Origin of the sequence: Nocardia sp. CY15 (assembly GCF_009829295.1) — a bacterium.
GTDB classification, from domain to species: Bacteria; Actinomycetota; Actinomycetes; order Mycobacteriales; family Mycobacteriaceae; genus Nocardia; species Nocardia sputi.
The window spans coordinates 823,683-848,472 of sequence record NZ_VUOT01000001.1; the positions used below are offsets into that span (position 1 = coordinate 823,683).

The 24,790-nt window shown below is 68.3% G+C and carries 26 protein-coding genes and 1 other RNA gene; 13 read left to right on the top strand and 14 right to left on the bottom strand.

What is annotated here, in order from left to right:
• The first annotated feature begins 397 nt into the window (after positions 1-397).
• Together GVY39_RS03950 and GVY39_RS03955 are read left to right on the top strand one after the other, a co-directional pair.
• On the top strand, positions 398-811 hold the full coding sequence (locus GVY39_RS03950; RefSeq protein ID WP_159921055.1) for an arsenate reductase ArsC: 414 nt from the start codon (positions 398-400) through the stop codon (positions 809-811).
• A gap of 54 nt (positions 812-865) precedes the next feature.
• On the top strand, positions 866-1,270 hold the full coding sequence (locus GVY39_RS03955; RefSeq protein ID WP_159921053.1) for a VOC family protein: 405 nt from the start codon (positions 866-868) through the stop codon (positions 1,268-1,270).
• On the opposite strand, the gene GVY39_RS03960 is transcribed toward GVY39_RS03955, so the two are convergent.
• Together GVY39_RS03960 and GVY39_RS03965 are read right to left on the bottom strand one after the other, a co-directional pair.
• Entirely contained in the window at positions 1,198-2,007 is an 810-nt protein-coding gene (locus GVY39_RS03960) for an AraC family transcriptional regulator (protein ID WP_159921051.1), read from the bottom strand. The two genes, GVY39_RS03955 and GVY39_RS03960, sit on opposite strands and share 73 nt — an antisense overlap.
• A 90-nt stretch (positions 2,008-2,097) precedes the next feature.
• On the bottom strand, positions 2,098-2,592 hold the full coding sequence (locus GVY39_RS03965) for a hypothetical protein (RefSeq protein WP_159921049.1): 495 nt from the start codon (positions 2,590-2,592) through the stop codon (positions 2,098-2,100).
• Between the two features lie 562 nt (positions 2,593-3,154).
• Between GVY39_RS03965 and GVY39_RS03970 the strand changes: the two genes are divergently transcribed.
• On the top strand, positions 3,155-4,093 hold the full coding sequence (locus GVY39_RS03970) for a threonine/serine dehydratase (RefSeq protein WP_159921047.1): 939 nt from the start codon (positions 3,155-3,157) through the stop codon (positions 4,091-4,093).
• A 105-nt stretch (positions 4,094-4,198) separates the two neighbouring features.
• Positions 4,199-4,747: a thioredoxin family protein gene (locus GVY39_RS03975; protein WP_159921045.1), complete on the top strand. Its 549-nt coding sequence runs from the start codon at positions 4,199-4,201 to the stop codon at positions 4,745-4,747.
• Here the strand turns inward: GVY39_RS03975 and GVY39_RS03980 are convergent.
• Positions 4,728-5,519: a DJ-1/PfpI family protein gene (locus GVY39_RS03980; RefSeq protein WP_201295166.1), complete on the bottom strand. Its 792-nt coding sequence runs from the start codon at positions 5,517-5,519 to the stop codon at positions 4,728-4,730. The genes GVY39_RS03975 and GVY39_RS03980 overlap by 20 nt on opposite strands.
• A 129-nt stretch (positions 5,520-5,648) precedes the next feature.
• On the opposite strand from GVY39_RS03980, the gene GVY39_RS03985 reads away from it, so the two are divergent.
• From GVY39_RS03985 to GVY39_RS03995, 3 genes are all read left to right on the top strand, one after another.
• Complete coding sequence (locus tag GVY39_RS03985) at positions 5,649-5,930, top strand: nuclear transport factor 2 family protein (RefSeq protein ID WP_159921043.1); 282 nt, start codon at positions 5,649-5,651, stop codon at positions 5,928-5,930.
• Complete coding sequence (locus GVY39_RS03990) at positions 5,843-6,163, top strand: ester cyclase (RefSeq protein ID WP_159921041.1); 321 nt, start codon at positions 5,843-5,845, stop codon at positions 6,161-6,163. The genes GVY39_RS03985 and GVY39_RS03990 overlap by 88 nt, the downstream gene beginning before the upstream one ends.
• A 62-nt stretch (positions 6,164-6,225) precedes the next feature.
• Positions 6,226-7,155 (top strand): hypothetical protein, encoded by a 930-nt coding sequence (locus GVY39_RS03995; protein ID WP_159921039.1) that lies wholly within the window; start codon positions 6,226-6,228, stop codon positions 7,153-7,155.
• An 11-nt stretch (positions 7,156-7,166) separates the two neighbouring features.
• On the opposite strand, the gene GVY39_RS04000 is transcribed toward GVY39_RS03995, so the two are convergent.
• Complete coding sequence (locus GVY39_RS04000) at positions 7,167-8,345, bottom strand: MFS transporter (RefSeq protein ID WP_159921037.1); 1,179 nt, start codon at positions 8,343-8,345, stop codon at positions 7,167-7,169.
• 83 nt (positions 8,346-8,428) lie between these two features.
• On the opposite strand from GVY39_RS04000, the gene GVY39_RS34930 reads away from it, so the two are divergent.
• Positions 8,429-8,869, top strand: coding sequence for a MarR family winged helix-turn-helix transcriptional regulator (locus GVY39_RS34930; protein ID WP_159921035.1), 441 nt, complete (start codon positions 8,429-8,431; stop codon positions 8,867-8,869).
• 20 nt (positions 8,870-8,889) lie between these two features.
• Here GVY39_RS34930 and GVY39_RS04010 read toward each other — a convergent pair whose 3' ends face one another.
• Positions 8,890-9,504, bottom strand: a complete 615-nt coding sequence (locus GVY39_RS04010; protein WP_159921033.1) for a dihydrofolate reductase family protein — start codon at positions 9,502-9,504, stop codon at positions 8,890-8,892.
• Between the two features lie 81 nt (positions 9,505-9,585).
• Complete coding sequence (locus GVY39_RS04015; RefSeq protein WP_159921031.1) at positions 9,586-10,548, bottom strand: GlxA family transcriptional regulator; 963 nt, start codon at positions 10,546-10,548, stop codon at positions 9,586-9,588.
• 154 nt (positions 10,549-10,702) lie between these two features.
• Here GVY39_RS04015 and GVY39_RS04020 point away from each other — a divergent pair, with 154 nt between their 5' ends.
• On the top strand, positions 10,703-11,158 hold the full coding sequence (locus GVY39_RS04020; RefSeq protein WP_159921029.1) for a hypothetical protein: 456 nt from the start codon (positions 10,703-10,705) through the stop codon (positions 11,156-11,158).
• Positions 11,159-11,161: 3 nt separating this feature from the next.
• Here GVY39_RS04020 and GVY39_RS04025 read toward each other — a convergent pair whose 3' ends face one another.
• Positions 11,162-12,067 (bottom strand): universal stress protein, encoded by a 906-nt coding sequence (locus tag GVY39_RS04025; RefSeq protein WP_159921027.1) that lies wholly within the window; start codon positions 12,065-12,067, stop codon positions 11,162-11,164.
• A gap of 84 nt (positions 12,068-12,151) precedes the next feature.
• The gene (locus GVY39_RS04030) at positions 12,152-12,547 is read right to left on the bottom strand and encodes a hypothetical protein (protein WP_159921025.1); all 396 of its coding nucleotides are present in this window, start codon (positions 12,545-12,547) and stop codon (positions 12,152-12,154) included.
• 282 nt (positions 12,548-12,829) lie between these two features.
• Between GVY39_RS04030 and GVY39_RS04035 the strand changes: the two genes are divergently transcribed.
• Positions 12,830-13,738: a DMT family transporter gene (locus GVY39_RS04035; RefSeq protein ID WP_236565293.1), complete on the top strand. Its 909-nt coding sequence runs from the start codon at positions 12,830-12,832 to the stop codon at positions 13,736-13,738.
• A gap of 19 nt (positions 13,739-13,757) precedes the next feature.
• On the opposite strand, the gene GVY39_RS04040 is transcribed toward GVY39_RS04035, so the two are convergent.
• Complete coding sequence (locus tag GVY39_RS04040; protein ID WP_159921023.1) at positions 13,758-14,645, bottom strand: helix-turn-helix transcriptional regulator; 888 nt, start codon at positions 14,643-14,645, stop codon at positions 13,758-13,760.
• A 101-nt stretch (positions 14,646-14,746) separates the two neighbouring features.
• Between GVY39_RS04040 and GVY39_RS04045 the strand changes: the two genes are divergently transcribed.
• Entirely contained in the window at positions 14,747-15,496 is a 750-nt protein-coding gene (locus GVY39_RS04045; RefSeq protein WP_159921021.1) for an SDR family oxidoreductase, read from the top strand.
• Positions 15,497-15,614: 118 nt separating this feature from the next.
• Here GVY39_RS04045 and GVY39_RS04050 read toward each other — a convergent pair whose 3' ends face one another.
• From GVY39_RS04050 to ssrA, 5 genes are all read right to left on the bottom strand, one after another.
• The gene (locus GVY39_RS04050; RefSeq protein WP_159921019.1) at positions 15,615-16,481 is read right to left on the bottom strand and encodes an alpha/beta fold hydrolase; all 867 of its coding nucleotides are present in this window, start codon (positions 16,479-16,481) and stop codon (positions 15,615-15,617) included.
• Between the two features lie 106 nt (positions 16,482-16,587).
• Positions 16,588-17,769: an MFS transporter gene (locus GVY39_RS04055; RefSeq protein ID WP_159921017.1), complete on the bottom strand. Its 1,182-nt coding sequence runs from the start codon at positions 17,767-17,769 to the stop codon at positions 16,588-16,590.
• A 287-nt stretch (positions 17,770-18,056) separates the two neighbouring features.
• Positions 18,057-18,950, bottom strand: coding sequence for an aminoglycoside phosphotransferase family protein (locus GVY39_RS04060; RefSeq protein WP_159921015.1), 894 nt, complete (start codon positions 18,948-18,950; stop codon positions 18,057-18,059).
• A gap of 343 nt (positions 18,951-19,293) precedes the next feature.
• Complete coding sequence (locus tag GVY39_RS04065) at positions 19,294-20,481, bottom strand: helix-turn-helix domain-containing protein (protein ID WP_159921013.1); 1,188 nt, start codon at positions 20,479-20,481, stop codon at positions 19,294-19,296.
• 826 nt (positions 20,482-21,307) lie between these two features.
• Positions 21,308-21,678: a transfer-messenger RNA gene (ssrA, locus tag GVY39_RS04075) on the bottom strand.
• 433 nt (positions 21,679-22,111) lie between these two features.
• Here ssrA and GVY39_RS04080 point away from each other — a divergent pair.
• Together GVY39_RS04080 and GVY39_RS04085 are read left to right on the top strand one after the other, a co-directional pair.
• Positions 22,112-23,425, top strand: a complete 1,314-nt coding sequence (locus tag GVY39_RS04080) for an ABC transporter substrate-binding protein (RefSeq protein ID WP_159921009.1) — start codon at positions 22,112-22,114, stop codon at positions 23,423-23,425.
• 10 nt (positions 23,426-23,435) lie between these two features.
• On the top strand, positions 23,436-24,734 hold the full coding sequence (locus GVY39_RS04085; protein ID WP_159921007.1) for an ABC transporter substrate-binding protein: 1,299 nt from the start codon (positions 23,436-23,438) through the stop codon (positions 24,732-24,734).
• Positions 24,735-24,790: the final 56 nt, after the last annotated feature.

Here is a 24,790-nt window from a genome sequence, read left to right on the forward strand (position 1 = left end):
TCCCCGGCAGCGCGGGGACAGCCGGCCGGGGCAGACAACCCGCGAGGCCGCTGACTCGCCGAACCCCGGTCGACCCGCGTCGACCGGGGTTTCGCCGGTTGCGGGCAGGACGTGCGGAAGGAGTTTCATCGCTGGCTCACACTCCCGCACTACCGTCGGATCCTGTCCCCGCTCGACGGCAAAGGTGCCGCAAGCACTGGGCGACAAAGGATTCGAGCCTCTGACCTGCGGCCACCGTACGGGCGCGCATGCGGAAGCACGGCGCGACGTAACGATTGGCGCCGCGCTGGTATACGTATCTCATACGCTACGACAGCGTTTCGGCTCCCCCATGCCGGACGGCCGGTCCGGCGGCGCGCACACTCATGCTCCACCTTGCACATCGAAAGGCGTTCACATGTCCCACAAGCCCAGTGTGCTGTTCGTCTGCGTGCACAACGCGGGCCGCTCGCAAATGGCCGCCGGGTTCCTCACCGCTCTCGCGGGCGACCGGTTCGACGTGCGGTCGGCGGGCAGCGCTCCGGCCGAGACCCTCAACGCCACGGTGGTGGACGCCATGGCCGAAATCGGCATCGACATCTCCGGTCGCAACCCCAAGCCGCTCACGATGGACGCGATCGGCATCTCCGACGTGGTGGTCACCATGGGCGTCGGCGACGCCTGCCCGTTCTTCCCCGGCATCAGCTACCGCGACTGGATGCTGCCGGACCCCGCCGATCAGACCATCGACGTGGTGCGCACCATTCGTGACCGCATCCGCATCCTGGTGGAGAACCTGATCGCCGAGCTGGTCCCCGCGCCGGCACGCTGAGTCCTGTCCGATTCGTTCAAGACGCCACCGGACGCCGCTGCCTACGCTGCCGGTATGACACCCCAACTCGACGTCATCGGCATCGTCGTCAGTGACATGTCCGCTTCGGTGGCCTTCTATCGCCGTCTCGGGCTCGACTTCCCGGAGGGCTCCGAACAGGAAGGGCATGCCGAGGCGGCGCTGGCCAACGGTCTGCGGCTCGCTCTGGACACCGAAGCCGTCATCAAGTCCTTCCACACCGAGTGGACGCGGCCGACTTCCGCGGGCCGGATCGGCATCGCTTTCCGCTGCGCCGATCCCGCGGAGGTCGACGCCGTGTACGCCGACCTGGTGGACGCCGGCTACCAGGGCGAGCTGAAGCCGTGGGACGCCTTCTGGGGCCAGCGCTACGCGGTGGTGCTCGACCCGGACGGCAACGGCGTCGACTTGTACGCCGCACTCCCGGCCGCTTCCGGATAGCCAGGGCGAGCACGCCGGGATCGGGCGAGCAACTCCCGCATCGGAATGCCCGCCAGCGCGCGCACCTCACGCGACAGGTGCGCTTGGTCGGCGAACCCGGTCAGGGCGGCGGTTTCGGCGAGCGGCACGCCGCTGCGCGCCGAGGCCAGCGCGCGTTGCATGCGCAACACCCTGGCCAGGGTCTTGGGGCCGTAGCCGAACGCGTCCAGCGAGCGGCGGTGCAGGGTGCGCTCACCGAGCCCCACCGCGTCGGCGATCCCGGCGACAGGCCGGCCGGCGTTCAGCGCGCCGACCACCCACCGCATGAGCGGATCGGCAGGCTCGGCGTCCGCCGCTCGCCGCAGCACGAACCCTTCGAGCGCCGCCGCCGGGCGGTCGGCCGCCTCGAGCCGACCGACCAGCGACCGGACCACGGCGGATGGCCAGAGCTGGGCCAGATCGATCCGCTCATCCCGCACCTCGCGCGCTGGAACGCCGAGCAAAGCGGGCGCGGTACCCGGGAAGAATCGGATGCCGACGTACGCACCGCCCGGCGAGGTCCCGGGGTGGTGAGCGCGGGTGTCCGGCCCGGCGACGATCAGCCGACCGTTCATCCAGATCAGATCCATGCACCCGTCGGGCAGCACCGGCAGCACTGGCAGCACCGGCAGCGCCGGACCGCGACCATCGACGGTCTTGGTCCACAGCACGGCGCCCTCGTACCGGGATGGCCGCTCCCGGTAAGCGACATCGTCCATGTCGGCGACGCTACGCCAGACTACCGACGAACCGCGGCCGCCCGAGCGCCCATGACCCCGCGACCGCCCGGCGGATCGGCGCAGGCAGGATCAGCGCTGCGGTGGAGCGATCGGGACGATCTGCCGCGGCACCACTCGGAGGTACGGATCAGGATGAGCCGCCGCGATCTTCGATTCCGGGTCTTTGCAACCAACGGTGACGTCGCTGTTCGGCGCGGAGGAGAACGTCCACACCGTCACCCATTCCGTCCCGCCGAACGTCTCGGTCTTCTTCGCGTCCGACGAACGCAGGTCTTCATTCCGGCCAGAACTGTCGGTCACCGTGCAGCGAATGCCGTTGGCGGACTGCCCCCATGCGGCTGGAGCCCGGATATCGAGCACCACATCGGCGGGTACCGGGACTTTCTTGACATCTCCCAGCAAAATCCTGATACCGCCGTCCGCCTGCTCGTGCTCGTGCACCGCGGTGGTCGTCGCCGGAGCGCCGGAAGCGGTAGCGGCGCTCGACGAGGCCGGTTCCCCACTCACCGACGTGTCGTCGGAACACCCGGACACAGTGGCGGCGACCAGCGCGGAAATCGCCATCCAGCTCAGTTTCACACCTCAGACCTCTCGTCGCGCCCGCTCACCAGGCGATTGGTTCGGACCAGCCAGGCACTGAGCATGACAACGGAGAAGAGGAAAATCTCGGATACACGCCGATAAACTGGCAATTGGACCGCAATCGCCCGAAACCTCCCCGAACAGAGGGAAATAAGGTTGAATTATCGACCCGCTCGACCGCGCCTGTATCCGTGCGGGTAATCTGTTTGCGGCCGAGGGGTTCTCATATCGCTGCGCGCGGCCCGCAGCACTTCCGGCCGACCACTGCATGGGCGGATGGGTCGCACTGCTCGATCGCTCTCCACGACGACGGGAGCAACCGAATCATCCGATGTTCACCTGGAGCGGCGCCGACCCCTGCGGCCGGAGAGTCGGAAGGCTTGCTCCCGCGATCACCGGGTCCGCATAGTGTGTCGGTAGGCGATCATCCGCGAATGGCGAGAGCAACGCTCGACGGCGGCCCCATAGCAATCCTGCCCACCCTGGACCGCCGCACCGGCATGAGTACCGAAGCGGGCCGCACGCCCGTGTCCCGAGGAGCTTTATGGAACTGACCCACAGCGACGTGAAGGCCGCGGCCGGACGGGTGACCGGGCTGGTCAGACCGGTCTCCGTGGCACAGGCGGACAACACGGGCCGGCTGTGGTTCGCGCTGGAGTTCCTCCAGCACACCGGAAGTTTCAAAGCGCGCGGTGCGCTGAACTTCTTGCTGGCCCATCGTGAGAACCGCACGCTCCCGGGAGTGGGCGTGACGATCGCCTCGGGCGGAAACGCCGGCCTCGCCTGTGCGTGGGCGGCCCGCAGTCTGGGCATTTCCGCCACGGTGTTCCTGCCCACCACCGCACCACGCGTCAAGGTGGACCGGCTCGCCTCCTACGGCGCTGATGTCCGTCTGGTGGGAACGCAATACGCCGACGCGCTCGCGGCCAGCCGCGAATTCGCCGATTCCACCGGCGCCCTGCTCTCCCACGCTTACGACAACCCGCTCATCGCCGCGGGCGCGGGCACGCTCATGACGGAGATCCACGACCGGATTCCGGACCTCGGCGCCGTGGTGGTCGCGGTGGGCGGAGGCGGGTTGTTCTCGGGCGTGGCCACCGCCGCCGATCACCACGGTGTCCGGACCGTCGCCGTGGAACCCGCCCGCTGCCGCGCGCTGCATGCCGCCATCGCGGCCGGAAAGGTCGTCGACGTGGCGGTCGACTCGGTCGCCGCCGACTCGCTCGGCGCGCGCCGCGCCTCGGAGATGGCGCTGACGGCCGCGCGGCGCTACGAGGTGGACTCGGTGCTGGTCGAGGACGCCGCGATCGTCGCGGCACGCCGCGAGCTGTGGGAAGAGCGCCGGCTCGCCGTCGAGCACGGCGCGGCCACCGCGCTGGCGGCGATACTCGGCGACGAACCCGCCTTCCGGCCCGCGCCGGGTGAGCGGGTATGCGTGGTGCTGTGCGGGGCGAACACCGATCCCTCGGATCTGGCCCCCTAGGGCAGCCGCCACGCCGATCGACGGCCCATCAGCGTATTTCCGACGAATCGGACGACACGGCGTTAGGCTCCCGCTGTCCTCTGCGATCCCGACGGAAGGCACACCATGGCACATACCTCCCACATGGTTCCCATCGGCACGCCGCTACCCGACTTCTCCCTTCCCGATCTCGACCAGCGCGTCTATTCCCGGGACGACTTCGCGGGCGGGCCCGGTCTGCTGGTCGTCTTCGCGTGCAACCACTGCCCCTACGTCAAACACATCGAGGCGGCGCTCGGCGAACTGGTCGATTCCCTGCCGTCCATGCCGACCGTAGCCATCTGCACCAACGACGCGGCCACCTATCCGGACGACGCGCCGCTGCGGCTGCGCGACCAAGCGATCCGCGCGGGCTGGACCTTCCCGTATCTCGTCGACGAGGCCCAGCACGTGGGGCGAGCCTTCCGCGCCGCCTGCACGCCGGACTTTTTCCTCTACGACGCGAAGCTCGAACTCGCCTATCGCGGCGCCTTCGACGAATCGACACCCGGGAACGGGAAACCGCTGACCGGGGACGACTTGCGCAGGGCAGTCGAAGCCGTGCTGGCAGGCGAGCCCGCCCCCGAACCGCACCGGCCGAGCATGGGTTGCTCGATCAAGTGGCGGGACGCCTGAAGCTTTTTCCTCGTTCGCGCACGCGTCGAATCGCGCTGCGCCACGCCAGCCGCGGCACGGCGGCCGACAACCTGGCGAACTCCCCGAAGCCACCCGGCTCCGCCACGGTACGAACCTGCGCGGCAATGGCGGCTCGCCGAACCTCGCGCGATGCCTTGCTGACATGACCGGCGTCGTAGGGCAGTTGCGGGTCGTACTCGATGATCAACTGAGCCGTTTGCGCCTGCCGCGCGCCGAAGGTTTCCCCGACCAGCCACAGCGCCAGATCGATGCCCGCGGACACCCCCGCGGCCGTGATCGTCTTTCCGTCGCGCACGATCCGTTCGTCCGGTCGAGCGTCCGCTCCGAGCGCACGCAACGCGGACTGCGCCAGCCAGTGCGTCGTTGCCGGCCGTCCGGGCAACAGTCCGGCTGCGGCCAGTACCAGCGCACCCGTGCAGACCGAGGTCGTCCAGAGCGTGCCCTCGTGCGCTCGCCGCAGCCAGTCCAGCAGCGCGTCGTCGACCGCGGCTGCCGCCGAGCCCGGACCACCGGGAACGAGCACGATATCGGGCGCGGGCGTCTCATCGAACGAATGCGTGGCGCCCAGCAGCAGCACCCCGCTGTCGGTGGCGATCGGTCCCGGCTCGTGCCAGACGAAGCGGACCTGCGCCCCCGGCGCGAAGCGCAGCACCTCGTACGGGCCGATCGCGTCGAGCGCGGTCATCCCCGGATAGGTCACGATCGCGATCCGCACCGGCTTGCCCGGTACGCCCTGCTCGAATCCGGTCATCTTCGCCCCCTGTTCATCGGGCATCTCCGCGAAGAAGAGATGCCTGGAGTCTCATTGTGCCGAACCGGTGTCGATCTCCGCCGCATGAGCCATGCTTGGCGCCGACCCCGCTTCCGGAAAGGATCATCGATGACGAATCCAGAGGACCCGGGCTCGGTCGCGCGTCGTTACGTCGAGGCGATCGGCGAGCAGGACTGGGAGACCGTCGCGGACTGCTGGCGGCCGGGCGCGCTCGACGTGTTCGTCGGCATCGCCGACCTGCGCGCTCCGGACGAGATCGTGGCCTACTTCCGCGATGTCATGTCGCGGTTCCCGACCTCACCGTGGACATCCTCTCGGTCACCGCGCAGGACGAGCGCGCGGTGGTGCACTGGCGCATGCGGGGCCGGTTCGACGGCACCGTGCCGCTGATCGGGTTGGCGCCGAACGGACGACAGCTCGACATCCTCGGCACCGACGTGTTCGTCGTGCGGGGCGGGTTGATCGAGTCGAACACCGCGATCGTCAACGGACTCGACCTCGCCCGCCAGCTCGCCGTCCTGCCTCCGCCGCACTCGATCGCCGAGCGAGTGCTGTTCGGTCTCGCCAATTCGATTGCCCCACTGGGCAAAGCGATCCGCGCCCGGAACCGTCCCGGGAAGTAGCCCACCGCTGCCGAGCGGGCCGCGATGAGAGACACTGGTGCCGACACCGGGGATCGAAAGGGGTGGGGACGTTGGCGACGATCGTCCTTGTACACGGCATCGCGCAGGAACAGGAATCGGCTGACACGTTGGAGGCGCGCTGGCTGCCCGGACTGGCGGGCGGAGTGCGAAATCACGGCGCCCCCGAGCTCGCGGACCGGTTGTGGCGCGACAATTCCCCCGGGGACCTGTCGACCCGCATGGCCTTCTACGGCAATCGGTTCCTGGTCGAAGGCGCCCAGGGCACGGGCGCCGAACTCGACGACGCGCAATTGGACTTGATGGAGCAGCTCGCCGCCGAATGGCTCGCGACGGCCGCCGCACACGCGGGCGACGAGCGTGATCGGGCGACCGCCCGCCGCCTGGGCACTCCCCCGCCGCCGGGTGCGGTGGCGCAGGGAGCGCAGGCTCGACTGCGGCCTGCGCTCAACGCGCTGATGCGGTTGCGCTGGTTCGCACCGTTCGGCTTCGGATTGGCGCAGAAGTTCGTCATCCGCGCGCTGTCCCAGGTCGCCCGGTACTTCACCGACGACGAGGTGCGGGAGTACGCCCAGCGGCAGGTGCTCGACCAGGTCGGTCCCGACACCCGCCTGGTCATCGCGCACTCGCTCGGCAGCGTGGTGGCCTACGAGGCGCTGCACCGCACCGACCAGCCGGTGACCCTGCTGACCATGGGCTCGCCGCTCGGTCTGCGCACGGTCGTGTACGACCGGCTGCGCCCGCAGCCGAGCACCGTGCCGAAAGCGGTGACGCACTGGCACAACTTGGTCGACGAGGACGACCTCGTTGCGGCGCATCTCGACCTCACTCCGTTCTTCCCGCCGTATCCCGGCGGCGCCGTCGTCCCGGTCACCGAGCAATCCTTCGACAACGGCGCGTCGCCGCACGACTCGACCAGCTATCTGATCAAACCGGTCACCGGCGGCATCGTCGCGAAAGCGCTCGGCCACTAGCGGCTCTCGAATTACCCTGTGAGCGCGATGGTTTCACTGCTCGAACCGACCCGGCGGTCGCGCCGGAGCAGGTACACCGCGAGTACGACGCCCAGGCCGGTGAGTGCCGCGCCGACCAGGTAGAGCGACCGCAGACCCGGCCCGTCGGCGAGGACCCAGCCGCCGATCCGGCCCGCGCCCGCCGCGGCGAGCTGGAATCCCGACGCGTTCACCGCGACGGCCAGGGTCGGCGCGGCCGTGGCCGCGGCGACCACCCGGGTCTGCATACCCGGGATGATCGCGAAGGCCAGCGCACCGAGCGCGAAGATCAGCGGCGCGACGAGGATCCTTGTCCCACCTGCCGTCCAGAGCAGGACCAGCACGATGGCCAGCGCCACGAGTAGCGCGGTCACCGAGGGCAGCAGCGCCCGGTCGGCGAGCTTGCCGCCGAGCTGGTTGCCGACCACCGCGCCGCAGCCGTAGACCAGCAGCAGGATCGGCACTGCCCCGGCGGGAAAGCCGCCGACCTCGGTGAGCAGCGGCGCGATGTAGGTGAAGACCATGACCACGCCGATGTTTCCGACGGCGGTGAGCGCCAAGGCCCAGAGCACGTCGCGATCGGTGAACACACGCAGTTCCCGCCCGATAGAACCGGCGGCCGACCCCGGCGAGTCCGGCATGAAGCGCAGCACCAAGGGAAGCGCCAGCGCTGCGCACAGCGCCACGGACGCGAAAGTCGCTCGCCAGCCCAGACTCTGGCCGATCGCCGCGCCCAGTGGCGTACCGAGCACGATGCCCAGATTCATCCCGAGCGCCACCCGCGCCACCGCCGCGGCTTCGGATCCCGGCCGAGCGGTCGACACGGCCGTGGCGATCGCGACCGCGAAGAAGGTGGCGACGACGGAGCCCGCCGCACCGCGCATCACGAGCAGCACAACGTAATTCGGCGCAAGCGCCGAACCCGTGTTCGCCAGTATCGACACCAGCACCAACCCGATGACCAACGGCTTGCGCGCCACCCGCGCGGTCAGCACGGTGACCACCGGACCGCCGACGACCATGCCGACCGCATACGCCGTCACCAGCGCGCCCGCCGCGGCCACCGAGACGGCCAAGCCGTCCGCGACGTCGGGCAGGATGCCCGCGATCACGAATTCGCCGGTGGTCAGGGTGAACACGACGAGCATGAGAGAGAACACCGCGGACCGCATCACACGCCTTCCAGATAGTTCTAACTATAATGATTTGAACTAGAACTATCACAGTTCGAATCGAAGACGCTAGACTCGGAGCAATGACGCGGCAGCCGGACCCCGTGGTGGACACCGAACTCGACCGCGACGTGTGCAAGCTGGTGCACCGGTTCACCCACCGGCTGGACGTGCACGTCCGCCGCGTCGCCGAGCAGCTCGACCTCACCCCTTCGCAAGTGATCGCCCTGCGGGAACTGTCCGAGGCGATCACCGCCAGGGAGCTGGCGGCGCGAATGTCGTGCGAGCCGTCCAACGCGACCTTCGTGCTGGACCGGCTCGAGCAGCAGGGCTTGGTCCGCCGCGAGCCGCATCCCACGGACCGGCGCGCGAAACAAATCGTGCTGACACCGGCCGGTCAGCGGCGGCGCGACGACGCGCTCGAATTACTCGGCGCCAACTCACCCCTGACGGCACTGACCGAAGCTCAGCAAGAGGCCCTGCGCGACCTCTTGCTCACCATGGCCACCGATACCGAGGGCTGATCGAGGCCCGCCCCGCCTGGCTACCGAACACTCTGCGAGAGATGCGCTTTCGCGTCCTCGTAACCCCCTGCGGGCGCCGCCTCGTCGCGGGTGTAGACCAGGTGCAGCACACCGGTCTCGAAGGTCTGCGACGACAGCAGCCGCAGCGGAATCGTTTGGGCGCCGTCCTCGAACAGACGCTCGCCTTTGCCGACCGCGATCGGGTGCACGAGCAGGTGCAGCTCGTCCAGCAGGCCCACGGCCAGTAGCTGACGGACGACCGAGACGGAGCCGCTGATGCCGATGTCGCCGCCCGGCTCGTTCTTCAACGCCGTCGCCGCCTCGATCAGGTCGCCGTCGATCACTTCGGAATTGCGCCAGGTGAAGTCGAGATCCTGCCGGGTCACCACGATCTTGCGCGCATCGCCCAATTTCTTGGCGAACACCGCGTCCGGGCCACCTGCCTGTTCGCGCTCCGGCCAAGCACCCGCGAAGCTGTTATAGGTCCTGCGGCCGAGCAGCAGCGTGTCGGCGGCGCCGAGCTGGGCGTCGACCGCCGCGCCCATGGCGTCGTCGAAGTAGGGGAAGTGCCAGTCCTGCGGGTCCTCCACGACACCGTCGAGGGCGACGAACAGACCTGCGGTGATTTTCCTCATTCGCGTTTCTCCTGGATCAATGCTGCGGGTGTTGTCGCTTGATCCGACGGGACTACGCGCGCGAACTCATCGGTGGGCGCGCTATCCGGCTGGTCTCGTATCGGAGCCGTGGAAGGCGGCCCGATAGCTGTGCGGACTCGTCCCCACCACCCGCTTGAAGCGGTCGCGGAACGCGGTCGGCGATCCGAAACCGACTTGGCCCGCGATCCGGTCGACCGGGTGGCTGGTGGCTTCCAGCAGATACTGGGCCTGCCGGATACGGGCGCGCAGCAGCCACTGCAACGGTGTGGTGCCGGTGTGCTCGCGAAAGCGGCGATTGAGCGTGCGAGTGCTCATTCCGGCGTGTGCGGCGATGTCGTCCAGGGAGAGATCCCGCGCCGAGTTGTCCTGAATCCACCGCAGCACCGGTTCCAACGCCGAGCCGCGCGGCGTCGGCGGCTGGTCGTGCACGATGAATTGCGCCTGTCCGCCTTCGCGCTCCAGCGGAACGACCGCCGCCCTGGCCGCGTCGGCCGCCGTCGCCGAGCCGTAGTCCCGGCGAATCATGTGCAGGCACAGGTCTATTCCGGCGGCCGCGCCCGCCGAGGTGAGCAGCGATCCGTTGTCCACGTACAGCACCTCGGCGTCCACCTCGATGTCCGGGTGGCGGGTCGCGAGTTCCGCGGCGGCGAGCCAGTGGGTGGTCGCGCGGTGGCCGTCGAGCAGTCCGGTCGCGGCCAGGATGAAGGCGCCCGAACAGATCGACGCGATGCGCGTGCCCGCGGCCGCCGCCCGGCGCAGCGCGTCGATCACCTCCTCCGGCACCGGCGAGTCCAGGTCGGCGCAGCCGGGTACGACGATCGTGTCGGCCTCGGTCAGCGCCTCGAGCCCGTGCAGCGCCCGCAGCGTGAACACCCCGGCGTCGACTGTCGATGTGGCCGCGCAGACCAGTACGCGATAACCGGGCCTGCCGTCGGGGAGCCTCGTCCGTCCGAACACCTCCAGGGGCGTGGCAAGATCGAACGCGATCACCTTGTCCAGGGCGAGTACGGCCACGGTATGCATGGCGAAAGCGTATTCATCCGGTCACTTCCAGCCAATACCGCCTGTCTGGCGTTCCGTTCGATCTCCGCAGCTCACAGCACTTGGCGAGAAACGACCGCTATATGGCACTTTCGCCAATTTCGCTCCCCCGCCACGCTGACTAGTGTCGACCGCCGTGACGAAGTTCCTGCTCTCGGTCCACGTGCTCGCCGTGATCATCGCCGTCGGCCCGGTAACGGTCGCGGCCAGCATGTTCCCGGCCACCACCCGCCGCGCCCTCGCCGCCACCGCGACCGGCCACGATCCCGCCGTCCTCGGCACGCTGCATCGCATCTGCCGGGTCTATGCCCTGTTCGGCGTGCTCGTCCCGACCTTCGGTGTGCTCACCGCGCTCAGCCTCGGCGTGCTCGACGACGCCTGGCTGGTGGTGTCGATCGGGTTGACCGCGGCCGCGGCGGGCGTGCTCGCACTGCTCGTGCTGCCCGGGCAGCAGAAGATCCTGGCCGACCTCACCGGCACCACTCCGGCGCTCATCCGCCGTCTCGCCATGGACACCGGGGTGTTCAACGTGCTGTGGGCGGTGGTCACCGTCCTGATGATCGTGCGGCCGGGCTCGACGACCGGAGCGTGACGCTCAGTCGGGCAGGTAGCGGACCGCCATCGTGACATCGCGCACGATCATGATCGGGCACGCCACCGACAGCAGCAGGGCCTGGCTGGTCGAGCCGAACAGCATGCCGGCGAACCCGCCGCGGCCCCGGCTGCCGACCACCAGCAGCTGGGCCTGCTCGGAGCGTTCGAGCAGAGAGCGCTCGGGCCGGTCGGTCACGATCTCGCGCCTGATCAGCACCTCGGGGAAACGCTCCTGCCATCCGGCGAGGCTTTCCGCGAGCACGATCTGCTTCTCGGTGTCTACCGCGAGTTCGGCGCTCACCGTCGGCATTTCGATGCCGATCCACACATGCAGCGCCAGCAGGGGCACACCCCGCGCCGAAGCCTCCCGTAGCGCCGCTTCGATGGCGGGTTCGCTGATCTCGGTGCCGTCCACCCCGACGACGACCGGCCGCTTCCTGGCTTCCTCGGTGAGCGGCGCACCCTCTCGGACCACGACCACCGGGCAGTGCGCCCGCCGCGCCAGCGCCGCGCTGACCGATCCGAGCAAGGCACGTCGCACGGTGCCGCGCTCCCTGGTGCCGACCACCGTCAGCCTCGCCCGGCCGGTGCGGTCCAGCAGCACCGGCCCGGCCGGCTCGTGCACCAGCTCGGTGCTTACCTCGACGTCGCGCAGAGCGCGGACGGCGATTCGCGCCTCCTCTGCCGCCGTGTCGAGCACCCAGCGCCCGTGGCCCTCCAGCCGGGCATAGTCGGTGCTGGTGAGCGGTTCGGTGATGCCAGGTCCGTAGTCGGCGACCGGGTCGAGCGCGTGCACGAGGTGCAGCGGCGCCCGGTGCTGCGCGGCCGCCTGCGCTCCCCACGCGACCGCCGCCGCCGATCCGGCGGACCCGTCCACACCGACCACGATCGGCCCGTTGCTTCGCATGCTCACGTCCTTTCACGCCGAAAAGATCGAGCCCCGCACCACCGCGCTCGACCCTACCGGCGCGGCGGACCGGAAGGGTCGCCGTCAACCGCCGAGAACGGCGCACGCGTAGCCCAGGTGGACGCCTTGGCCGACCCTGAGGTCGATACTCGCCACGTACGGCGTCTCCGGCTGCTGCACGGCACTGATGGTGTGCGGTCCGGGCGTGGCGGGCACCCAGTCGATCAAGGCGACACCTCCGGAGGGGCGGACCACGCCGAACGGAATACCGTTGTCGTAGAAGACGACCGGCGTGATGCTATCGGTCAGGGTGGCTCGCGCGGTATAGGTGCAGCCCGTCCCGTAGTTCGTCACCAACCCGAAGTTGATATCGGGATACATCTCCACCTGGGTAACCGTGGCCCCAGCCGAGGGGTGGCCACCCAGCACGACCGCCGCGGTGGCTACGATCGCCGCTACCGCACCAACTCGTATCCGCATTCCGGTGGTCCTATCGTCGTGAGTCGCTCTTCTTCGAACGGGCGCGGGCAACGGTCGCCGGCGCGATGTCTAGATCCTCACTCCCGTTCGGTCTCGGCGGGGTGCGAACCGCCGAATCTCGACCACGCCGGGACACGAATCGGGCGGCTTTCCACGCCGCCGCCGTACGGCAGGGGACCGGCGTGGCTACGACGACCTCCGCCCCGAGTGCCGTGTGTTCGGTCGTGTCGTCCCGGCGTGGTTGTGTGTCCGAAGGTTTCCTACAGGCGACGGAGGTGCGGAGTGGTCGCGATCGACTTCGAGCGGATGGTGCGCGGGGCCAGGCCGGTTTCGGTCCGGCGTTCGATCGCCGCTCAGGGGCTCGGTGGCGTGCCGCCGACGATACTGGTGCTGGCGGGCATCGTCAGCGTGCAGGTAGGCGCGGCGGTGGCCAAGCAGCTGTTCCCGGCTACCGGCGCGGCCGGTGCGGTCACATTGCGGCTGGTCTTCGCCGGAATCGTCCTGCTGGTGATCTGGCGCTCGTCGCTGCGGGTGGCGCGTGGCGCACTGCCCGTGGTGCTCGGGTACGGGGCGGGGCTCGCGTTGATGAACCTCTCGTTCTACGCGGCGATCGATCGGATTCCACTCGGCATGGCGGTGACCATCGAATTCCTGGGACCGCTCACGGTCGCACTGGCGGGCTCGCGGCGCTGGAGCGATCCGCTGTGGGCGGTGCTTGCCGGGGCCGGAGTGCTGCTGCTGACCAGGGCGGACGGAGACGTGGACTGGGTCGGGGTGATGTTCGCGCTGGCCGCGGCGGCCTGCTGGGCGGGTTACATCTTGCTGAGCGCCGCCCTCGGCGAGCAGACCAGCGGCGGCGGCGGGCTGGCGCTCGCCATGGCATTCGGCGGGCTGGTGATGCTGCCGGTCGGCGTCATCGACGCGGGCGCCGCGCTGTTGCGGCCCGGCGTGCTGGCCGCCGGATTCGCGGTGGCGATACTGTCGTCGGTGCTGCCGTATTCGGTCGAGCTGGAAGCGCTGCGGCGGATGCCGCCTCGCGTCTTCGGCGTGCTGATGAGCCTCGAGCCCGCAGTGGCGGCGATCGCGGGCCTGGCCGTCCTCGGTCAGGTCATGACTCTCGGGCAGTGGGCGGGCGTCGCGTGTGTGGTCGCCGCGTCGGCAGGTGCGACACGGACCGGAGCGAAGGATTGAATCGGCGGTCGGGCGCGGCTCAGCTCCTCTGCCGGGAGGAACCGGATTGCCCGGCGTCACGGTGCTCGTCGCGCGCGGTATCGGGGTTGTCGGCGATCAAGCTGCCGAGCAGGGCAAGAGAGCGCTCGGAGGGCGATCCGGGCTCCGCGTGGTAGGCGATCAGTAGCTGACCCGGCGCGCCGTTGACGCTGAACGTCTCGTAGGACAGGGTCAGGTCCCCGACCACGGGGTTACGGAAATGCTTGACGCCCGCGGTCTTCGCGCGGACGTCGTGGCGCGCCCACAGCTGCCGGAATTCCTCGCTCTTCAGCGACAGCTCCCCCACCAGTGCGGTCAAGCGCGGATCGTCCAGGTCGGCGCCCGCGGTCGCCCGCAGGCTCGCGACGGTGTCGGCCGCGATGGTCGGCCAATCACCGTAGATGTCGCGCGCCTCGGGATCGAGGAAGACCATGCGCACCTGGTTGACGCCGGGAACAGAGCACGAATTGACCGCCGCGGCCAGCGGATTCGCCGCCAAGACGTCCAGATATCTGCCGAGCACCAGCGCGGGGGTGTTCGGCCAGGCGTTCATCAGGCGGACCAAACCCGGTGCGACGCGCTCGGGCTGCCGAGGGGCCTTCGGCCGACGCCCGGTGGGGCGCGCCAGTTCCCGCAGGTGCGCCGTGCCCTCCTCGTCGAGCGCGAACACCCGCGCCAGCGCGGCGATGACCTGTTCGGAGGGGTGCCTGTCGCGCCCCTGTTCCAGGCGCACGTAATAGTCGGCGCTCACCCCCGCGAGCAGCGCGATCTCCTCGCGGCGCAGCCCGGCGACCCGTCGCTGGCCACCGCTGGACATCCCGAAATCTTCCGGTCGGACCAGCTCACGGCGCGCGCGCAGGAAGGCGCCCAGTCGATTGTCGGAATCCATGGTTCGAGGGTAGGTCAGCCGCACCGGGCCTGGGTGGCCCCGCGACTACCAGGAAGTCCGCAGCCTGTCAGGCGAGCGGGAAAGGCCGGAAGGTAGTGGACATGACGAACAACCTTTCCGGCCGCGTCGCGGTCGTCACCGGAGCATCGAGCGGAATCGGCGCCGCGACCGCGCGGCAGCTCGCGCAGCAAGGCGCCGAGGTAGCGCTGTTGGGCAGGCGCAAGGATCGCATCGAAGAACTCGCCGCCGAGATCGGCGCGAACGCGGTCGCGGTGGTCGCCGACGTCGGTGATCAACAGTCCCTGCGAGACGCCGCCGCCACCGTGCGGGCGGCGTTCGGGCCCGTCGACCTGGTCGTCGCGAACGCGGGCGTCATGCTCGCCGCGCCGTTCGAATCCGCGTTGACCGACGAGTGGGACCAGATGGTCGGCACCAACATCACCGGCTTGCTCTACACCGCGAGAGCGTTCATCGACGACTTGCTCGCCGCCGCGACCGAGGACAAGCCGGCGGATCTGGTGCTGGTCGGCTCGATCGGCGGGCACACCGTCTTCCCCAACTACGCCGTGTACACCGCCACCAAGGCCGCGGTCGCGCACCTGACCCGCAACCTGCGGGCCGAGTTCGGGCCGCGCGGCGTCCGGGTCAAGAACATCGAACCCGGCTTCGTCGGCACCGAACTCGGCGCGGGGATGCAGGACGAGCAACAACGCGCCGGGCTGGAGGAGTGGCGCACGGCGATAAAGATCCTGGAATCCGCCGACATCGCCGACGCGATCGCCTACACCGTGGGCGCGCCCCGGCACGTCAACATCGCCGAACTGGTCGTCGTCCCGACCCAGCAGGGCTGATCACCGACCTGTCCGTTGGAACGGGGCATGCCCATACCTGGGCATGCCCCGTCTGAATTCCGCGCGGCGCTCGGTTTCGCTCGAGCGAAAACGTCGGCCCGGCTCGATCTCCCGCCGGTCAGCCGAGCTTGCGGGTGAGGAAGTCGCGGATCAGTGCGGCTATCTCGGTGCCGTGCGTTTCCAGGGCGAAGTGGCCCGTGTTCAGCAGGTGCAGTTCGGCGTCCGGCAGATCGCGCAGGTAGGAGCGGGCGCCGTCGGCTCCGAAGATCTCGTCGTGCTCGCCCCAGGTGATCAGGACCGGAGGCCGGTGCTCAGCGAAGTACTTCTGGAACTCCGGGTAGAGATCCAGGTTCAGCTTGTAGTCGGCGAAGAGCTGGAGTTGGATCTCCTTATTGCCCGGCCGATCCAGGTAGTGCTGATCCAAAGTCCAGGTGTCGGGGCTGATCCACGCCAGCCGATCGGCCGGCACACCGTGCGTGTACTGCCATCTCGTGGCGTCGATTTCGAGCAGCTTACGCACCTCGGGCTCGTGTGCGGCACGGTCGTTGGCGTGTGCGAACAGCACCTCCCAGAACGGGGTGAACCCCTCCAGGTAGGCGTTGCCGCTCTGGGTGATGATCGCGGTGACGCGATCCGGGTTGCGGGAGGCGATGCGCAGTCCGATCGGTGCGCCGTAATCCTGGATGTAGAGGGCGAACCGCTGGACACCCAAAGTGTTCAACAGTTCCAGGGTGATCTCGGTGAGCTTTTCGAAGCTGTAGTCGAAGGCGAGCACGGACGGCATGGCCGATTGCCCGAATCCGATATGGTCCGGCGCGATCAGATGATAATCTGCGGCCAGCTCCGGCAACAGATTGCGGAACATCGCCGAACTCGTCGGAAAGCCGTGCAGCAGTACGACGGTCGGCTTGCCGGGATCTCCCGCCTCGCGGTAGAAGACCGGCAGACCCTGGATCTCGACGGTGTTGTGGCGCACTGTGTTCACTGTGTTTCTCCTGGTTGTACTTGATCGAACGGACAGTTGGGGTCGGTCGCAGGCAACAAGAACCTCGGCGAGGTCGGCGTAGCAGCGGTCCGAGCACCGATCGGGCTCAGTGCCGGGCACGGATCGTGGACGGTCGGGCCGCGCTGGTGAGGAGTTGGGTTTCGGGTTCGCGCCCCGGGACGACCAGTAGCGCCGCGGCGACACTGAAGACCACACCCAGTGCGAAATATCCTCGGTAGTCGCCGGTCTGAGCATGGATTCCACTGGCAACCGCCAGACCGGCGGCCGCGGCGAGCTGATGGATCACCCACGCTGGAGCCAAGGTTCGGCCCATCCGGGCGGGGTCGAGACCGCGGGTGATGATCGCCATGGTCAACGGGATGACCGGAAATGAGGCCGCGCCGAAGACCACCGCGACTGCGATGAGCACGCTCGAACCGGGCACGAAGACGGCGAGCGCGAGCGCGATCACCCGCATCCCGTACAGGATCCGCAGCAGGACCTCTGGTCGATACCAACGCTGCAATCGCGCCATCGCCGCCGAAGTCAGGCCCGCCGCCAATGCCGCGACAGCCACCAGGCGACCGGCACCGGCGATCGACCAGTCGGTCTGGACCGCATGTTCGGGCAGCATCAGGACAACCACGTAGAGGGTCGCCGAATGCAGGCCGAAAGAGATCAGCACACGCCCCCGACCGGCCAACGACTCGGCCCGCAGTGCGAGGCCGCGGATATTGTCGGCGGGCAGCACCCACCACAGCACAGCGGTGACCAACAGCCCAACGCCGCCGAGAAGTGCGTAGGTAGCCCGGACACCGACGGGCTGGAACAACGCCGTGGCAATCCACGGACCGATCAACTGCCCCAAGTTGATCCCCACCGCCGCCCTGGCGAGCGCGGGCCCGACCTGATCCCCCAGCACGCGTCCGATCATGGTGGTGACCGCGAGCGTGGACGACGAAGCGAACCCGATCCCGCCGAGGAACACGTAAGCCGTGACGAATTCCCACGTCGTACGCACCACCGCCAGCACAAGATAGCTGGCCGAGATCAGCATCAGACCGCCGATCAGCACCCGCTTCGCTCCGACCCGATCCAACAGGCCACCGACGAACGGCTGGGCCAGCCCTGTCACCGTGGTGCCGAGAGCGGCGGCGATGGCCAGCGCCGTGGCACTCACCCCGTACGAGGCGGCGGTGGGCGCGAAGAACACTCCCATGGAGAAGTTCAGTCCGAACGACACCGTCATAGCCGCCAGGCCTGCCCAGCCAACCTGTTCGCGCCGCATGCACCACACCACCTAAACCGTCTAAATTACTTTCAGTGGTTAAGAATGCATGCGTGTCACTAACCTGTCAAGATTATATAGACGGTTAGTCATGAGGAACGTGCTCAGCCCGCACGGCAACATCCCGCCCGCGACCGGCATATCCGACGAACCTCACCCGGACGAGGTGAGCGCCCTTCCAACGGCGTCGATCAACGACCGATGACCGCCGCCATCACACCGACCGCGGAGACCGAGCCGCCGCCCCGCCGAACGAACTCGGCGCGGCGATGACTTGGAGATGCCACCTAGTCGAGATCCGCCCAGCCAGGCCAAGGCCGCATGCCCTCGTCGCCGCGGATGTATGCGAGACGGCGCAGCGCCTGGCGCTGGTAAGCCGGGTCGGCGGTGGCAGCATGCATCGACCGCAGCGCCATCTGGAACTCCTGGATGTCGCGCAACAGGTAGAACCCATCCCAGCGCATCACGTCGCGGCCATACCCGGCGCAGAAGTCCGCGTACTGCGAAACGGTGATCTCGGCTGCCGTCCAGCACTCGATCGCCGCGGGCACCAGATCCCATTCCGGCGGGCCGATCATCGCCCGGCCCGCACCTGTCAGGATCACATCCCCGTCGTGGGCGACTACTGCCACGCTGTCGACCCAGTCACCACCCTGCACCACCGACCACGGCATACCCTTGGGCAGCGCCTTCCACCGGCCGCGCAATTCCTCCAAGTGTTTGGTCAGCCAGCGCCGATCGTCCTCGGACACGGTCCGCGCGGCGGCGATCTGCTCCTCGACCCGCGCCAAGGGTGACATCCGGCGTAGCTCGAACCCCGGCAGCGGCAGCCGGTGCAGCCGCCCCAGCGCCCTGGCCACTTCCGCGGGCGTACCGGGGCGATGCGGCGGCAGGTCGTGCCAGAAGGTCACCGGGCAGCCCTCGACGACCACCGGCTGCGGGATATCGGAGACGACGCGCAGGGCCGACACCCCGCAAGTGTCCAGCCAGCGAGCCACGGCGACTTCCCGCCCGGTCGCGTGCTTTTGTCCGCGCCCGCCGATCCGCACGACGATCCCGTCGCGCAGCCGGTAGGCGCCCTGCATTCCCAGCGACTCGGCATCGCTGGCATCGATGCCGACGCTCACACAGGCGGCGCGCAGAATCGACCGCATCCCATTGCCCGCAATCCCCGCGGTCATGTCAGCCTCCCAAGCCCCCCACTCCCACTTTGGGAGCAGTAACCCATCTCGGCCTCGAGCTTCATGGCAGCCATCCAGATACCGGGGGGCTAACACCCCATTTTCCCTGGTAAATCGACATTACCCCCGACATTCCACCCCAGCCAGCAATCAAACAGAAAACATCCGATTCGCCCGAATTACCCGCTTTGTCGCCGCAGGCGGACCGAGCGGGAACAGACCCATGTGGACTACCCAGGCAACACCGGGGTCGCCCGAGGCGGGGTCGTCGAGCCGAGGCGCGGAGCCGCCTCCACACGCTTACGCAGTGACACCAAGGCGCACGGCCGGTGCCCGAATCAGCTCAAATCTTGACGTTGGCCCACTTCGCGAACCGGACCAGGGTGTCGGTTCCGCGGCGGGCGTGGGCGAGCACACGGACGGTCTCGTGCACCTGCGGGTGGTTGCGCGTGAGCCCCGGCGCGATCCGGCGCGCCTGATCGAGACTGGTCAGGGCACGATGCCTGTCCCCGTGTAGCAACCACGCGCGAGACACGTCGATCCAGTGATGCCCGGCGCGCGACGGCGAGACCGACGCCGGTAGCCGAATCCCCTCGGCGCGCGCCACCGCGGTCGTGCCATCGGACAACTCGACGGGCACCGCGACCGAGTGGATCGCGACGTTCGGCAGATGGAACCCCGTTCCGTACTCCTGGTACGAGGCGGAGCGGATCGCCTCCCCGATCCGGCGCGCTTCCCGAAGGTGCGCGTCGGCGGTGTCGGCGTCGAGCGCGCGAGCCGAGAGAATCGCCCCCCGCAGGTGCAGCGCACCGCGCACCGCGAGGACTTCCGGCGTGGTGGGCAGTCGTTCGCTGGCGGCGTGTGCGCGCTCGATGATCCGCATCCCACCGGTGTATGCGCCGGAATACTGCAGGATCAGCGCGCGGTGGTATTCGGCCGCGATCGGCCACGCCGGGTCACCACCGCGTTCAGCGGCCCACACGCAGCGCTCGGCGGCCAGCCCCGCGAGGTCGAGGTAGCCGTACCGGTAGGCGACCGACGACGCACTGTTGTAGGCGTAGGCGAGCGTCGAATAGATCGTCTCCAGACGCTGCCCGGAAGGCTCGTCGCTCGCAAGCATGTGCAGACCGTGGATCACGTCCGGAAGTTCGGCGATGTGGTCGCCGTACCGCCCCCGACGCCTGCTCTCCTGAACCCGATGCAGTGCCGCGGTCAGCTTTTCCAGGGTGGTCGGCGCGCTCAGGGGTTCGTCGTTGAACGCCAGAATCTTTCGGCGCATCTCGCGAATGGTGGCGTGTGCCCCAGCATCCTCGCGCGTCGGAGTGTATGGCTGCCCGGTCAGGTCTTCGATGTTCACCCCGAGGGCGCCGGCTACGGCCGCGATGAACGCGGGCGAGGCGGGGCGGGCGCTTCGCTCGACCTTACGCAGCAGCGATACCGACACATTCGCCTTCTGCGCGAGCTGTAACTGGGTGAGCCGAGCGAGCTTGCGCGCCCTGGCCGTACGTTCCCCCACCCCGGCATCGTCCATGCCCCCACGGTGACACACGATGTGCCGCTTCGCATGGGTTCACCCGGGCCAAGGTATCCACAGGCCCCGACGTCGGTTCACCCCTGATCCCCAGCGTCGGATGCCCCACCGACCACACTTCCACGCGCCGAAGGGTCACCGAATGACCACAGAGCTCACAACCATCCTCATCGTCATCGCCGCCCTCGGCGGACTGCTCATCCTGGTGTTCTGAGTACTGCCGTGGCTACTCGAGCTGGGCGACGATCCGGATGAGTCGGTACCCGCGCGCGAGATCTTCGAGCGACTGGAGGACGAGCAGCGATGACCGCGCCGGACGATCAGGAGGAGGGGCCGTACGGGTGGCTCGAGCGCCCCGACGGAATATGGCACATGGTCGACGAGCGCGGAATCCTGAGCAAGCCGTTCAAGGCGGTCGATGGCCGCGCAGTCCCGGTCGAGGAGAGCAAGGAATGGGTCGAAAACGAACAGCATCCTGATCTCGGAACCCGCCGGGTTTCGAGGGCGAAGCTCTTTGAGGTTGTGCAGAGCGCTGGACTGTATCCGATCGACCAACGGCCTACCCAGCTCCGGTCCACGCTCAGCCGGAAGTCTGCCGCACAGCCCACGGGCGGCTGGTGTGCCACTACGGAAGGCCCGTCCTGGCAGACCGAGCCTTCCGTAGTGGAGCTTGCGGGAACTTACTGGAACCATGACCGCCCAGCGCGACCACGGATACGGGGGTCCGGGGGCGGAGCCCGCCGGGCGGGGCGTGGGGGTTGCACCCCCATAAAACACTCAGCGGAACGAGCGAGGCCCATGCCCTCCATGGGCATGGGCCTCGCACTCGTGGAGCTGCCGGGAATCGAACCCGGGTCCTCCGCCGCGTCTTCAGGGCTTCTCCGTGTGCAGTCCGCTGTGCCTCTACTCGGATCTCCGGGTCCCGCGAACAAGCCCGGATGACGATCCCAGTCGCTGTTCGATGTCCCGTCCTACTCCGCGACCGAGTAGGACGGTGAGCCCTCTAGCTGATGCCGGCACCGGAGCCGAGGGCATGCCCCGGGCCGACAGAGACGCTCTGCTGGTTAGGCAGCGAGAGCGTACTCGCGCTGATGAGAATCGGCGCTTAATTGGTTGCAACGACGCTTACGGTGGTCTCTTGCCTGCACCGACACGCTTCCCCTGAATCTACGTACGCAGTCGAAACCGTTCAGCCCCGTACGCCCCGGCACCTTGCCGGGCTGTCCATGTTAACACCGCCGGAAGCTCGGATCATCCCGATTTTCGGTGGTGGCGGTCGCAACATCCGCTGCTTCCGGTGGACACATCTCGTCGCCGAGAAGGCCCAGGTCGGCGTATGTACGTCGCGGCGTCGAACCTGACCTGTCGTGGAGAACCGAGGAACATCCTCCGCGGGCCAATGGACCATCGGCACTCCGGGGGCTGAGCGGGCGTACCCGCCGACGACCTCCCGCACCGCGAGCCGAAGCACGCCGCAAGCACCGTTGACGATCACCGCACGCGCGGTACCCGCCCCTTCCCGGATGCTGGTAGCCGATTCTCCGGGCGCGACGACGAAGCCGACTTACACTGCACGAGCCGTACGATCGGCTCTGAGCAGCGGATCTCGAATTCAGACTAAGGAAACACTTTGGCAGTTCGCACCATTCGGAACAGGTTGCTGCGCTTGTCCGCCCTCACCGTCATCGCCGGACTCGTCCTGGCCGGGTGCTCCACCGTGCGAGGCGAATCGAACCGGACCTCCCACCCGGGTGTCACCGCCGACCCGTGTCCCAACGCGATCGACTCCCGCAAGGGTTGTATCTACCTGGGTGTGCTGTCCGATCTGACGAGCGGGCCGTTCGCCGCGCTGGGCAAGGACATCCAGCACGGCCAGCTGGCGTTCTGGAAGGCGGTGAACGAAGGGGGCGGGATCGGCGGCAAATACGAGGTGGACATCGCCACCCACACCGAGGACACGAACTACGATCTGCAGAAGCACGCCGAGGCCTACCGGCGGATCGAGCCGCACGTCCTCGCGCTCGCGATGAGCTTCGGCACCGTGCAGACGCAGAAGGTGCTTCCCGAGATGGATGCGGCGAACATGGTCGCCATCGCCGGAACCCTCTGGTCGGGTTGGCAATTCGAGAACAGCGACAAGGGCCTGCTGCTGGAGTCCGGATACTCCTATTGTTCCGAGGCCATCATCGCCCTGGACTGGCTCGCCGAGCACGTGGCGAAGCCGAATTCCATCGCGACGGTCAGCTATCAGGGCGATTACGGCGGCGACTACTCCACCGGCGCGAAGAAATGGGCCTCCGCCAACCGCGTCGACATGGTGGCGCAGATCGACACCGAGCCCAACACTCAGATAGGCAATCAGGACGCCGCGGTCGCCAAGATCCTGAACGCCAGAGCCGATCTCGTGCTGCTGGCCACGGGGCCCGCGGAGGCGGGCGAGATCATGGGCAAGGCGGCACTGGCCGGTTTCCCGGGCAGGTTCCTCGGCTCGGGCCCGACGTGGAACGGTGGCCTGCTGAAAAGCCCGGCAGCGACAGCGATCACGGCACGCTACAACATGACCTCGCCGCTGGACGGCTGGGACGGTACCAGCGCGGGCGCGAAGAAGGCCAGGGCCTCGGCGACCAGGGAGCCATCCACCTGGGGTTACAGCGCGGGCTGGATGTTCTCCTACCCGATGAAGGCGCTGCTCACCCGGGCGGTCAACGAAGACAAGCTCAACCGTGCGGGCGTACGCGAGGCGGTGCACGGCCTGCGCGTCGACTACGAGGGCGCGATTCCCGAATACATCTACGGCGCGGCCAAACCCGACCTCACTCGGCAGCGAGCGGTCATCGAAGTGCCGGATCAGACCGCGCCGCTGGGCGCGAAGACCCTGGCGGCCGAATACCACGGCCCGACTCAGGACCGCATCACCCTCACCGAGCCCTGCGTGCAGCCGTAAGCGAGCGAACATGCTTTCACACCGTAACTTCCGTCGGCTGCTTCGTCTCGCGGCCGCTCCCCTGGCACTCGGTCTGGCGCTGACCGGCGGATGTTCGACCCCGACACCCACCGCCGCACCGGGCGTCACCCGCGAACCCTGTCCCCACGCGATACACCGCGACAAGGGCTGCATCTACTTGGGCGTCCTGTCGGATCTGAACAACGGTCCCTTCGCTCCGCTCGGAAAGTCCCTGCAAGAAGGGCAACTGGCGTTCTGGAACGAGGTGAACAAGCAGGGCGGCATCGGCGGGTACGAGATCGACATCGCGACCTACAGCCGCGACACCGCCTACGACCCGCGCAAGCACGCCAAGGAATTCGAGAACGTGGCGCCCCATGTGCTGGCTCTCGCTATGAGTTTCGGGACCGCGCAGACACTCGGCGTTCTGCCCGAGATGGACGAGGCGAACCTGGTGACCGGCGCGGGCACGCTCTGGTCGGGCTGGCAGTATCGCTCCACGGACCGCGATCTGGTGCTGGACGACGGTTTCTCCTACTGCACCGAAGCTGTGCTCGGGCTGGACTGGTTCGCGCAGAACCACTATCAGCCGCGCACGCTCGGCGTGGTCGCCTATCGCGGCAACTATGGCGGTGACTACGCCAGCGGGGCGCTCAAGTGGGCGTTGGACAATGGCGCGACAATCAACGCGCGGATCGACACCGGGCCCAATACCGAAGTGGGCAATCAGGATTACCCGGTCGCCGAGATCATGGCCGACCCGCCCGACGTGGTCCTTCTGGCCACCGGACCGGGCGAAGCCGCCGAGATCGTCGGCAAGCTGGCGAAATCCGGCTACTCGGGCCGTTTCCTGGGGTCCACCCCCACCTGGAACAACGCGTTGCTCGAGACGCCTGCCGCGCCCGCGCTCACGGCCCTCTACAACTACACCTCGCCGTTCGACGGCTGGGACGGCACGAGCACCGGAGCGCAGCGCGCCAGGAACGCCGCGCCGCGCGAACCGACGAATTTCGGTTACAACCTGGGTTGGGCGATCTCCTATCCGATGAAGGCGCTACTGACCAAGGCAGCCGAGACGGGCGAATTGGACCGCGCGACGCTGCGCAAGGCCCTCGCCGGGCTCACCGTCGATTCCGAGGGAATGGCCGCGCCCCAGGTCTATGGGCGGGAAGAACCCGACGTCGCGGCGCAGCGCGCGGTGGTCAACGTGCCCGATCCGTCCACTTCGCTGGGTTCGCGCACGGTGGTCGCCGACTACCGCAGCCCCACACTGAAGCGCATCGCGATGCGCGAGCCGTGCACACGATGATCTGCTATCGCAGGGCGGTCGTCGCGGTTCGCCGCGCGGCCGCCCGGGCTCCCTGG